Raw genomic sequence first — 13,139 nt, forward strand, 5'->3', positions numbered from 1 at the left:
CCCCTTTACTTTTTTTGAAGGATGAGCCAACTGAAAAAACTTGCCGGACAGACGGCTATCTATGGAATCAGTAGCATTCTTGGAAGAACGATAAATTTTTTCCTTTTACCCCTTTACATCGTCTATCTAGACAAAGATGCAATGGGATCATTTACCAATATTTATGCATTCATTGCGTTTTTCAATGTGGTATTCACCTATGGAATGGAAACCACTTTTTTCAGATTCTATACTGGAAAAGGCTTGGATCAGAAAAAAGTATATTCACAAATCCAATCTCTTTTGCTCGTCAGCTCATTGTTTTTGGGTTCGCTGATTTATTTCAGTTCAGAACAATTGAGTATTTGGTTAAATTATCCAGAAAAAGCTTACCTTTTCAAATGGGTGGCGGGAATTTTGGTTATAGATGCCATCTTAGCAATACCTTATGCCAAATTACGGGTAGAAAACAAACCACTAAAATTTGCCCTATCCAAACTCGGAAACATCCTAATAAATGTTGGGCTAAATATCCTTTTGATTGCTGTCAGTTATCACATTTGGAAAGGTGAATATTTGGTAGGGCTTCAAGGTTCCGTTGGCGCATTATACCAACCCACATGGGGGATAGAATACATTTTGATTTCCAACTTGATCGCCAATGCATTCATGATCCCAGTTTTGTTCTACTTTAGTGGGTTTTTCGCTTTCAGAATTGAAAGGGAATTTATCAAACCAATGTGGAAATATGCCATCCCACTTTTCTTTATGGGCTTGGCCGGTGTTACCAATGAAGTATTTTCAAGATCGATTTTTGAATTTGTCATTCCTGAAGACTTTTACCCAGGCCTGACTCCTCGGGAAGCTGGTGGTATTTTCGGAGCTAATTTCAAACTTGCCATTTTTATGAGTTTGATTATCCAAGCATTCAAGTTTGCAGCAGAACCTTTCTTCTTCAATCGATCAGAAGATAAAAATAGCCCTCAATTATTTGCTAGAGTGATGCATGCATTTATCATATTCTGCTGCCTGTTGATGATTACAGTATCTGTCAACTTAGATCTTTTGGGGAAATTCATATTGGTCGAAAATGAATATATGGAAGTAATGTACATAGTTCCTGTTCTTCTTTTGGGATATCTATTTTTGGGAATATATTTCAATCTCAGCATTTGGTTCAAACTAACCGATCAGACCAAATACAGTTTCTATTTTACTTTGATAGGAGCAATCGTAACAATTATCGTGATATTGGTTTTGGTTCCCAAAATTGGGTACATGGGAGCAGCCTTGAGTACCATTTCTTGTTATTTTATCATGTCAGCACTTTGCTACAGCTATGGTCAAAGATATTTCCCAATACCTTATCAGTTAGGAAAAGGGCTTTCATACATCCTACTGGCAGCTTGTTTGAGCTATGCTGGTTTCTTTTTGGAAGTTGACAACCAAATTTTTCAATTTATACTCAAAAATCTGATGGTCATTCCTTTTGTTGTTCTAATTTTGCTTTTTGAAAGAAAGGAAATCAAAACGATTTTACTCAAAAGAAATTCAAAATAGAACCATGAAAGTAAAAGTCATCAACCAATCGAAGCATTCACTTCCCGAATACCAAACACCACAATCTGCAGGACTTGATCTGAGGGCAAATATTGAAGAAGAAATTATTTTGGGACCTTTGGAAAGAAAGCTAATTGGTACAGGCTTATTTTTGGAATTACCAGAAGGGTACGAAGCACAGATTCGTCCGAGATCTGGATTGGCTTTCAAACATGGCTTGACTGTATTGAATAGTCCAGGTACGATCGATGCTGATTACAGAGGTGAGATCAAAGTTCTTTTGGTAAATCTATCCAATGAAAACTTTACCATAGTAGATGGTGAGCGAATTGCCCAAATGGTAGTCGCCAAGCATGAACAAATTAGCTGGCAAGATGCAGAATCCCTTTCCGATACAGAAAGAGGAAGTGGTGGATATGGAAGTACAGGTAAATCTTAGTAGGTTCAAGAACAAATTGCACCATTTTAGCTTAATTTCCGTTATTGAATTTGATAGATTGCCGGAGTGAATAAAAGGCATTATGTTTGCAACTAATCTGTAACCCTATCACAAACCATACATATTCATTACCAAAAAGTTATGAAACAAACTCACAGTTTCCTGACTTTCTTAAGCCACATTAATTCAAATAAAGTGAATTTATATAAATCAATCTATCTCTTTCTAATTCTTGGCTGTGTCACGCTACACCAAGTCTCTGCCCAACAAAAACTTTCAAAAAAAGAAAGAAAACAGGCTATTGAAGAGACAAAAGCAACAAGACTTTTTATCGAAGGGCAGAAATTTCTGATGCTTGAGGATTATGACAAATCATACTTCTATTTCCAAAAAGCCAGAGAAATCGCTCCAGACGAGCCTGCCATAAGTTTTAAGATAGCAGAAATCTTCCTTAAGGCCAACAAAGTTGATGATGCTTTGGAGTATGGATTGATGGCAGTAGAAGCTGACCCTGAAAACAAATACTACAATCTGATGATGGCTGAAGTATATTCCAAAAAAAACCAGCCTATCAAAGCTGCGGAAATTTTGGAAAGCTTGATGGAAAATTCTGATGAAAATCAAAATTACATCCTTGAGCTGGCTTCTTTATACCTAGGTGCAAACGAATACGACAAAGCACTTGATGCACTTGACCGTGCAGAAGAGTATTATGGGGTTGTAGAACAGCTTGTTGTTCAGAAACAAAGAATTTATTTAAGAAAAAACAACCTTCCAAAAGCAATTGAAGAAGGGGAAAAACTTATAAATGCGCATCCAGGAAATTCTCAATACGTATTGGGTTTAGTTGAAATCCTTTTCAACAATGGAAGGACTAAAGAAGCAATCGCAGCAATTGAAAAATCCCTTGAGGCTTATCCAAATCAACCTGATCTACAGATGGGTGCATATGCCCTTTACAAAGATTTAGGTGAATTTGAAATCGCAGAAGCATTGATTTTAGATGCTTTTGCTAATCCAGATTTGGATGGAATGGTAAAAGCGCAAGCTTTCTCTGATATCCTCCAAGAAATCAAAACTGAAAAAAGAGAAAAACTATTGGATAAATTAGAGGCATTTATGCTTGAGAACAATCCAAATGATTCCAATGTACTAACAGTTGTGGGCGACAGGCGATTGTTCAATGAAAATAAAGAAGAGGCACTTTCTTACTATAAAAAATCTGCAAGCATAAATCCTGACAATCCCCAAGTATTGCAAGGAATCATCACACTCATGTTTGAAACCGGAGGTGATTTTGCGGAAATAGAAAAGTATACAATTATTGCAGTTGACGAATTCCCTGAGAGGGCAGAATTTTGGTATTTTGACGGCACTGTTAAGACTGCTTTGAAAAAATGGGAAGAGGCAAAAGAGTCACTGAAAAAATCCCAAGAAGTAAACAAAGGTAAAAACAAACAACTAGACCTGCTTGTCTATGGACAGCTGGGAGATGTGTATCACAGTCTCGACCAAAAAGAGGAAGCTTATGAGTCATATGAAAAAGTCCTGAAAGAAAGACCTAATGACGAGCATGTGCTGAATAATTATGCCTATTTCCTTTCCCTTGCAAAAAAAGACCTTGACAAGGCGCGCTCGATGTCGGAAAAGCTTGTGAAAATCTTCCCTGACAACCCAACATATCTTGACACGCATGCATGGGTTCTTTTTCAACTGGAGGATTATCAAAATGCAAAAACCTACATGGAGAAAGCTCTGAAATTTGAAGATTCACCTAGTGGGATTATGCTAGAGCATTATGGGGACATTTTATACCATTTAGGCAATAAAAGTGAAGCCTTAAGTTTTTGGAAAAAAGCAGAGGGAGGAGAAGAGACTACTGACTTATTAATCAAAAAAATCAAGGATCAGAAATATTATGAATAGGGTATTTTTAGGGAGTTTTTTACTTCTATTACTTGTAGCATCAGGCTGTGCCAAAAAGCCCAACCTTTACGTTTCTGATGAGGTAATGCAAGAGTTTGAGCCTGCATACTTTGACTTCGACTACTTAAACGCCAGGGCAAGGATAGTCATCGAGGATCAAAATGGAAAAACTACAAGGGGAACAATGAATATCCGAGCAAAAAAAGACAGTGTGATCTGGTTTAGTGTCACACCAGGGCTTGGAATTGAGGCACTCAGAGGAATTGTAACAGCTGATAAAATCAGAGTGAAAGACAGAATCAATGGTGAGGATGTAAACATGAGCTATGTTGAATTTGAGGACAGGTTTGGACTTAGCCTTTCATTGTCAATTTTTCAAAACCTCTTGTATGCCAACATTCCACATGAATTCAGCTATAGAGATCGGCTTTTGAGAATCGGAAAATACTTTGAATTGACTCAAACGCGTGGGATAATTAGATATCATTCAAAAGTCGGTACCACCCACGGAAAAGTTGAAGAGCTTTCGGTCACTTCTATGGATGACAAAGGAGCATTATTGGCAAATTATCCTACATTTCAAGATGTGAATGAGCAACCTTTTCCCAATGCTTCACTTTTTAAGGCATCATTTTACATAGATGGTAAAGTACAAAACTCGATCATACATATCGATTTTTCTTCCATCAGCGTTACAGATACACCAATCAGTTTTCCTTTTCAGTTTTAGTTGATGAAAAAATTAATATATATACTTTTCATTTTTATTGGAATCAACTCCATTCAACCAAACCAGGGGTTTACACAAACTGCAAAATCCAGGGCGCAACTTGAAAAAGAAAAGGAAGAAGTTCAGAAAAGACTATTAGAATTTAATAAAATTTTAAAGCAAACTGCCGAATCAAAAAAAACAACTATAGGTCAGCTAAATGTAGTAAATAAACAGCTAGAAACACGTGTGACCTACATAAGGACACTGAGTAGAGAAGTTAGCTTGATTAGCAAAGAGATTTCGGAGACAGAAAATAGAATCAAGTCTTTGGAGAATGATTTGGAAAACCTCAAAGAAGAATATTCTCAAATGGTATATACCTCTTCGAAGCTGAACCAAGGCCTGACCATGACTACTTTTATATTCAGCTCTAGTACATTTAAGCAATTCTACATGAGATTGAAATACCTCAAGCAATACACTGACGCCAGAAAAAAACAAGTAGAACAAATTGAATTGGTTACAAAAAATTTAGCAGAGCAACGAATTCGCCTTGAGGATAAAAAAGTAGAAAAGCAGCAAGTCATAAATCAAGAGGAGCAGCAAAGAAGACAACTTGCGCAAGCGAAAACCAAGCAACAAAACATTGTAAGCTCACTTACCAAACAAGAGATTGATCTTAGAAAAAAAATCATAGAAGCAAAAAAACAACAAGAAAACCTCAATAACCTCATCAAAAGAGCTATTGCAGAAGAAATAAGAAAAGCTGAAGCTGAAGCAAAAAAGACAAACTCTAAATCAACGAAAGCATCAGGAAGTAGTATCCCAATGACACCTGAAGTGGCCGCATTATCGAATTCATTTGCCGGGAACAAAGGGAAACTACCTTGGCCTGTAGAAACAGGTTTTGTTTCTAAAAAATACGGGACACATCCTCATCCGACTCTAAAAGGGATCGTAGAAGACAATGATGGCGTAGATATTCAAACTTCCCCAAATTCCAATGTAAGATCAGTCTTTGATGGAGAAGTAATCAAAATAGGAACAATTCCAGGGTATGGAGGGACTATCGTAATAAAGCATGGGGAATATTACACCATGTATAGCAAGCTCAAGGTAGTATCTGTCAAAACCGGAGACAAAGTGAAAGCAAAACAAGTGCTTGGTCAGGTTTACACCAACAAAGATGGAATTGCTGAGGTCCATTTTGAAACATGGAAAGGCTTGCAACCGATGAACCCATCAGCTTGGCTTGCCGGGCAATAGATATTAATTATTCGTATATTTATAAAAAAAGAAGAATAACAGTGCACTATTCCTTTGCGTTAGCGTACGACTGTTATATCTTTGTATCAAATTCAAAATCTAAATAAAAAGATCATGACAGCATTAGGTTTTATCGGAGGAATGAGCCCAGGATCTATGATTCTAATAATCTTGGTAATTGTATTGTTCTTCGGTGCCAAAAGAATCCCTGAATTAGCGAGAGGATTGGGTAGAGGAATCAGAGAGTTCAAGGACGCTACAAAAGAAATCCAAAATGACCTCGAAGACGGGTTGAAGGATGACAAAAAGAAGAAAGACTAAAAAAATCAAACATTGGAAAAATTCCTTTCATTTGACGAAATAAAAAAGTCGCTAGAAAACAAGCAAACTGATTGTACAGCGATTGTAAATTATTATCTGAACAATATCAAAACGAAGGCGCACCTAAACGCCTTCGTTGAAGTTTATACGGAATCCGCACTACAACAGGCTGCTAACGTAGACCAGAAAATCAACTCAGGTAATGCTGGTAGATTAGCCGGAATGGTAATTGGAATCAAAGACGTCCTTTGCTACAAAGGTCATGAGTCTAATGCTTCTAGTAAAATCCTTGAAGGATTCGAGTCCCAGTTTACAGCTACAGCTGTTCAGAGACTTTTAGATGAAGATGCCATAATCATTGGAAGCTTGAATTGTGATGAATTCGGCATGGGTAGTTCCAACGAGAACTCTGTGCACGGAAAAGTATTAAATGCTGCTGACGAGAGCCGAGTTCCAGGTGGTTCCTCTGGTGGTTCTGCAGTAGCTGTTCAAGCCAATCTTTGTACAGTTTCATTGGGTACTGATACTGGTGGATCGGTTAGGCAACCGGCAGCTTTTACAGGCTTAGTTGGAATCAAACCTACATATTCAAGAGTCTCAAGATGGGGCTTGATTGCTTATGCATCTTCATTTGACACTATTGGAGTTTTCTCCAGAAACGTACCTGACAATGCATTGGTAATGGAAATTATGGCAGGGTCTGATGATTTTGACAGTACTGTATCCAAGAAGCCAGTACCGCATTATAGCGAACTGCTACACTTTGACAAAAGGGTGAAGGTCGCTTACCTCAAAGAGTCCATAGAATCACCTGCCCTACAACCTGAAATCAAGGAAAACACATTGGCTGTATTGGAAAGATTGAAAAACGAGGGGCATCAAGTAGACGAAGTTAATTTTCCACTTTTGAAATATGTGCTTCCTACGTACTATATTCTTACTACTGCTGAAGCAAGTTCCAATCTATCAAGATTTGACGGCGTAAAGTATGGCTATAGAACACCAAACGCGCACAATTTGGAGAGCATGTACAAATTGACTCGTAGCGAAGGATTTGGAGATGAAGTAAAGCGAAGAATCATGCTTGGCACTTTTGTCTTAAGTGCTAGCTATTATGATGCTTATTTTACCAAAGCTCAAAAAGTTAGAAGGTTGATAAAAGAGTTTACCGAAGATTTATTAAATAAATATGACTATATTATTATGCCAACTACGCCATCCACGGCGTTTAAGTTTGGAGAACATAGTAATGATCCAGTCGCTATGTATTTAGAAGATCTATTCACAGTACAAGCATCAGTATCAGGAGTTCCGGCTTTATCTATTCCGAATGGGTTAGATAAAAATGGCTTGCCAATCGGTTTACAAATCATGGCAAATTCATTTAAAGAAGCTGAGCTTTATGCTTTTGCAAACTACCTAACGATGTCCAATAACAAATAAAATTTACCTGACCATGAAAAATCTAATTCCCTCCATTTCCTTTACTTTGATAATGGTTTTGTCTGGAAATTCTATTGTTTATGGTCAGGAACCACTTTTTCAAATAGAAGTAGAAGAAGAAAGTATTTCTCCAACTTATTCATTTGACTTTGTTCCAGATTTCACTTACGATGAAGTCGCAAGAAAAATCAAGGCAATGGACACTGAAATGCCCTTTGAATTGAACGAGAGGATTTTCTCATTCATAAACTATTTTGCAGTTAGGAATAGGGATTATGCTAGAATGGTATTGGAAAGACAGTCTACATACTTCCCTCTTTTTGAGCAAACTCTGGCACATCACGACATGCCAGATGATGTAAAATACCTAGCAATAATAGAATCTGGACTTAATCCAAGAGCAAAATCAAGGGTCGGTGCTATGGGACTTTGGCAGTTTATGCCAGCTACAGGAAGGATGTATAACCTTCAAGCAAACAACGACATAGACGACAGAATGGATCCTGAACTTTCGACTGACGCTGCTGCCAAGTATTTAAAATCCCTTTACAAAATGTTTGGGAATTGGGAATTGGCACTCGCAGCTTACAATTGTGGGCCTGGAAATGTAAGAAAAGCAATCCGGAAATCCGGTGGAAAGCAAACTTTTTGGGAAGTGTATGATCATTTACCAAAGGAAACAAGAAGCTATGTTCCACAATTTCAGGCAATGATGTATATTCTTAGATATGCAGAAGATCACAATTTGTTTTTGGAAGAACCATCCTACCCTATTGCTTACAAAAAAATCCAATTCAACCAAGAAGTAGATTTGGATCAACTTGCCCAGATTTCAGGATTGTGTATCGAAGACTTGGAACAATTAAATCCTTCTGTACAAAACAGAATGATCCCATCTTCACACAAACATATAGCTTTAAAAGTACCTGCATCAAAAGCAGAGTTCATCGCACAAAATCAGCAAGAATTCAAAAATGCGGTAGCACTAACGGACGAAAGAGTAAATGTGCTAAGAGCTGCTAAAAATGCACAGAATCCATTGATAAAATCATCATCAAACAATCCAGCAGAGTCACTACTTAACTATAAGGTGAAATCAGGTGACGTATTGGGGAACATTGCACAAAGACATGGTACAACTGTTACTGATATTAAAAACTGGAATAACCTAAGCTCAAACACAATAAAAGTTGGGCAAACATTGAAAATATATTCAAAGAAACCTGTTCAAAATTCAACTTTGGCTAACAATAATACTGAGGTAAATCAAAACAGTTCAAAGATGTACACAGTTCAGCCAGGAGATTCATTGTGGCTAATTACCAAGAAATTAAATGGAGTCACCATAGAACAAATCAAGAAATTGAATAACCTGAATTCAAACCAGATTAAGCCTGGGCAAAAATTAATCATAGGGTAAACTAATTTAATAGTGATTTTATTTTTCTTTATTTAACTAATTGTTAAATTAGTCCTAAACATCTATCATAAAACTTATGAAATCATTTAATAGACTATTCCCGATAGTTTTCATCATTCTTTCCATTGTTGCATTTGTATCATGTGATGAAAACTCTGAAAATGCCAATTCTACAAAACCTAAAGCCAGAGGAGCTATAGGAGAAATAATCTTAGCAATCGATTCTACAAAATGGCAAGGACCTGTTGGCGATGCCCTACAGGCTGTTTTCTTAGATAATGTAAAAGGGTTGATCAGGGATGAACCCATGTTTTCGATAAGACGAGTAGATCCACGCGCAATGAATAGGATCTTTAAAATGGCCACTAACATAGTTTATGTTACTACCTTTGACGACAAAAGAGCTGGAAGCCAGAGCATAAACTCTCTATTTAGCAAAGAATCTAAAGAAAAAGCACAATCAGACCCATCGCTGTATTTATTGAGAAGTGAAGATGAATTTGCTGTTGGCCAAGAATTGATTTATCTCTTCGGTAACAATGAGGAAGAATTGATCAAAAATCTTACAACAAACAAAGGTAAACTACAAAATCTTTTTCAGGTACGTGAAAGAAAAAGACTAGAAAAAAGCTTAATGAATAGAAAAAGTGCCTTGGCTAGAAATGCAGGTCAAAAACTTGGGTTAGATATCAATGTACCAGCATCATACCAAGTTGCCAAGACAGAAGATGACTTTTTATGGCTTAGACAACCTACCCCAAGACCTGACAGAGCTGATATCAGTCTTTTCTTTTATGAAACAAACTACACTTCTGAAGACCAGACATTTCCGGAAAACATTATAAAGCTTCGAGACCAAATTGCCCAAAAGCATCTATACGGTGACCCTAACAATAGAGAGTCATTTTTGGTAATTGAGAAAGTAGATCCAACTCCTGTATTTAATAACTTCAATATAAATGGTAACTTTGCCGTAGAAATTCGTGGTGGATGGAAAACGAACAATATATCAATGGGCGGTTCCTTCCTTGCTTATGTTATGGTAGATTCGGAAAAAGGAAAACTTTACTACATGGAAGGCTTCGTATATTTCCCAAATAAAGAACATAGAGAAGCAATAAGAGAAATAGAAACACTTTTATTAGCTACAGATATTCTTTCTAAATCAGAAGAGGCAAGCTAATAAACCTAAATAATTAACCTTTATGGCGATTAAAATCAGAAAAGAAGACGCTCTAAATTACCACACACAAGGAAAGCCTGGTAAAATCGAGGTGATTCCTACCAAACCCCTTTCAAGTCAACTTGACTTAGCTTTGGCATACTCACCGGGAGTAGCAGAGCCATGTAAAGAAATCGAAGCAGACAAAGAAAATGTTTATAAATATACCGCAAAAGGCAATCTCGTAGCTGTTATTTCCAACGGAACTGCAGTGCTAGGGCTAGGCGATATCGGACCTGAGGCATCCAAACCTGTCATGGAAGGCAAAGGTGTACTTTTCAAAAAGTTCGCAGGTATCGATGTATTTGATATAGAAATTGACGAAAAAGATCCCAAGAAACTCATTCAAATCATCAAGTCCTTAGAGCCAACTTTTGGAGGAATAAATCTTGAGGACATCAAAGCTCCTGAATGCTTTGAAATAGAGACTACGCTCAAAAAGGAAATGAAGATACCGGTCATGCATGATGATCAGCATGGTACAGCAATCATTTCTGGTGCTGCACTGCTGAATGCACTTGAAGTGGTAGGCAAAAATATCGAAGATATCAAACTTGTCGTAAATGGCGCAGGTGCATCAGCTGTTTCTTGCACCAGATTTTATATGAGCCTCGGAGTGAAGCGCGACAATATCGTCATGTGTGACAAAGAAGGTGCTATCAGAATGGATAGGCCTGATTTGGACTCCATCAAAAAGGAATTTGCTACTTCGAGAGATATCAATACTTTGACAGAAGCACTATCTGGAGCGGATGTATTCTTAGGCCTTTCGGCAGGGAATATCGTGTCTGGAGACCAAATCAAAGTAATGGCACCAAATCCACTAGTATTTGCGCTTGCTAATCCTGATCCTGAAATAGCTTACGATGTAGCGATGGCTGCTCGTGAAGATTTGATTATGGCGACAGGTAGATCAGATTATCCTAATCAAGTCAATAACGTTCTTGGTTTTCCTTACATTTTTAGGGGAGCCTTAGATGTACGAGCTACTTCCATAAACGAGGCCATGAAACTGGCGGCGGCAAAAGCAATCGCTAAACTTGCTAAAGAACCGGTTCCTGAAATTGTAAATAAAGCATATGGTGATAACAAGCTTGCTTTTGGGCCAACTTATTTAATTCCAAAGCCATTTGACCCAAGGCTAATAACTACCATCGCTCCTGCAGTAGCGAAAGCTGCAATGGAATCTGGTGTTGCCAAAACTATGATTACAGATTGGGAGGCTTATGAACTCGAGCTTCAGGAAAGAATAGGCATTGATCAAAGGTTGATGTCAAGAGTAATCTCACGAGCCAAAAAAGACCCTAAACGCGTAGTATTTGCAGAAGCCGACAATATCAAGATATTGAAAGCTGCACAGATGATACGAGACGAGAAAATCGCTATCCCAATTTTGCTGGGTAACGAAGAGAAAATCATGGGTATGATCGAAGAAAACAAACTCGATCTCAACGGTGTAACAATCATTGATACCTACAAGAATATCGAAAAACTTCAAACCTATGGTGAGGTCCTTTTCAAAAAACGTCAGAGAAAGGGAGTGACATCCAAGGAGGCTGTTAGATTGATGCGAGACAGAAATTATTTTGGAGCTATGATGGTAGAACTAGGAGAAGCTGATGCATTGATTTCTGGTTTGACCAAGGATTATCCAAAAACAATCCTGCCTTCGCTTCACGTGATTGGTGTAAAAGAAGGTACTGCTAGAGTAGCAGGTATGTACATTATGAATACAGATAAAGGTCCCTACTTCTTTGCAGATACTACCGTAAATTTGAACCCTACAGCTGAAGAGCTTGTAGAAATAATTGGCTTGACAGCAAATGGCGTAAAATTCTTTGACATAGAACCAAGAGTAGCGGTACTTTCCTACTCAAATTTCGGGTCTGCAAAAGGAGATACAGCCCTAAAAACAGCAAAGGCGGCCACCTTAGCAAAGGCCAAATACCCAGAGTTAATAATAGAAGGTGAAATGCAGGCAAACGTTGCGTTGAACGAAGAAATTCAAAAAGAAAACTATCCATTTAGCGCACTTATAGGGAAGAAAGCAAACACACTTATATTCCCTGATTTGAGTTCTGGAAATATTGCCTACAAATTGCTTTCCGAAATTGGAAATGCTGAAGCAATTGGCCCTGTACTTTTGGGAATGAATAAACCTGTTCATATATTACAGCTTGGTAGCTCAATCAGAGAAATTGTCAACATGGTAGCAATTGCTGTGGTAGATGCACAAACTAAAAGTTAATATATGATTGCATATCTAAAAGGAAAACTGGTTTTCAAAGACCCAACTTTTGTAATTATTGATATTTCAGGTATAGGATATCATGTAAAAATATCCTTACAGACATATTCGAAAATAAAAGACGAGGAGCAAGTTATGCTCCTCACTTTTTTGCACATCAAAGAAGACGCTCATACACTTTATGGATTCAAGGAGGAAGCAGAAAAAAAACTTTTTTTGAATCTGATTTCTATCAGCGGAGTTGGACCAAATACAGGCTTAATGATTTTGTCATCACTAAGTTCAGAAGAGCTTGAAATGGCAATTATCCAAGAAGATTTTAAAACAATCCAAAATGTGAAAGGTGTAGGAGTAAAAACTGCACAAAGAATTGTACTAGAATTGAAGGATAAGGTCAAAAAAGACTCAATTTTAGAACTTTCTACTAATTCCACTGGATTTTTACATCAAAACAATAAAGTTAAAGAAGAGGCGTTACAGGCTCTAATGACTCTAGGGTTTCCTAAAAACACCGCTGAAAAAAATATAGCAGCAATTTTAAAAAAAACAGGTCCAGATATTTCATTAGAAGATTTAATTAAAGCATCTTTAAAGTCAACATAA

The 13,139-nt window shown here is 37.4% G+C and carries 11 protein-coding genes; all 11 read left to right on the forward strand.

All coding sequences use genetic code 11. From position 1 onward, the window contains the following. Positions 1 to 21 precede the first annotated feature (21 nt). The 11 genes from MM213_RS16650 (at position 22) to ruvA (ending at position 13,139) form a co-directional block, all read left to right on the forward strand. A complete protein-coding gene (locus MM213_RS16650; protein ID WP_241414030.1) occupies positions 22 to 1,539 on the forward strand; it encodes an MATE family efflux transporter in 1,518 nt (505 codons plus the stop codon). Between the two features lie 4 nt (positions 1,540 to 1,543). Continuing rightward, positions 1,544 to 1,978 (forward strand): dUTP diphosphatase, encoded by a 435-nt coding sequence (gene dut, locus MM213_RS16655; RefSeq protein WP_241414031.1) that lies wholly within the window; start codon positions 1,544 to 1,546, stop codon positions 1,976 to 1,978. Between the two features lie 141 nt (positions 1,979 to 2,119). Further along, complete coding sequence (locus tag MM213_RS16660; protein WP_255806997.1) at positions 2,120 to 3,904, forward strand: tetratricopeptide repeat protein; 1,785 nt, start codon at positions 2,120 to 2,122, stop codon at positions 3,902 to 3,904. After that, positions 3,897 to 4,634 (forward strand): lipoprotein insertase outer membrane protein LolB1, encoded by a 738-nt coding sequence (gene lolB1 / locus MM213_RS16665; RefSeq protein WP_241414033.1) that lies wholly within the window; start codon positions 3,897 to 3,899, stop codon positions 4,632 to 4,634. Before MM213_RS16660 ends, lolB1 begins: the two co-directional genes overlap by 8 nt. Before the next feature lie 3 nt (positions 4,635 to 4,637). Next, the gene (locus MM213_RS16670) at positions 4,638 to 5,882 is read left to right on the forward strand and encodes a murein hydrolase activator EnvC family protein (RefSeq protein ID WP_241414034.1); all 1,245 of its coding nucleotides are present in this window, start codon (positions 4,638 to 4,640) and stop codon (positions 5,880 to 5,882) included. A gap of 114 nt (positions 5,883 to 5,996) precedes the next feature. Continuing rightward, positions 5,997 to 6,203 (forward strand): twin-arginine translocase TatA/TatE family subunit, encoded by a 207-nt coding sequence (gene tatA / locus MM213_RS16675; protein WP_014770797.1) that lies wholly within the window; start codon positions 5,997 to 5,999, stop codon positions 6,201 to 6,203. A gap of 12 nt (positions 6,204 to 6,215) precedes the next feature. Beyond that, positions 6,216 to 7,646: an Asp-tRNA(Asn)/Glu-tRNA(Gln) amidotransferase subunit GatA gene (gene gatA / locus MM213_RS16680; RefSeq protein WP_241414035.1), complete on the forward strand. Its 1,431-nt coding sequence runs from the start codon at positions 6,216 to 6,218 to the stop codon at positions 7,644 to 7,646. A gap of 13 nt (positions 7,647 to 7,659) precedes the next feature. Beyond that, positions 7,660 to 9,066: a transglycosylase SLT domain-containing protein gene (locus MM213_RS16685; protein WP_241414036.1), complete on the forward strand. Its 1,407-nt coding sequence runs from the start codon at positions 7,660 to 7,662 to the stop codon at positions 9,064 to 9,066. 76 nt (positions 9,067 to 9,142) lie between these two features. Beyond that, entirely contained in the window at positions 9,143 to 10,249 is a 1,107-nt protein-coding gene (locus MM213_RS16690; RefSeq protein ID WP_241414037.1) for a DUF4837 family protein, read from the forward strand. Between the two features lie 22 nt (positions 10,250 to 10,271). Then, entirely contained in the window at positions 10,272 to 12,536 is a 2,265-nt protein-coding gene (locus tag MM213_RS16695; protein WP_241414038.1) for an NADP-dependent malic enzyme, read from the forward strand. 3 nt (positions 12,537 to 12,539) lie between these two features. After that, complete coding sequence (gene ruvA / locus MM213_RS16700) at positions 12,540 to 13,139, forward strand: Holliday junction branch migration protein RuvA (RefSeq protein ID WP_241414039.1); 600 nt, start codon at positions 12,540 to 12,542, stop codon at positions 13,137 to 13,139.

The sequence above is a fragment of the Belliella alkalica genome, assembly GCF_022549785.1.
In the GTDB taxonomy this organism is placed as follows: domain Bacteria; phylum Bacteroidota; class Bacteroidia; order Cytophagales; family Cyclobacteriaceae; genus Belliella; species Belliella alkalica.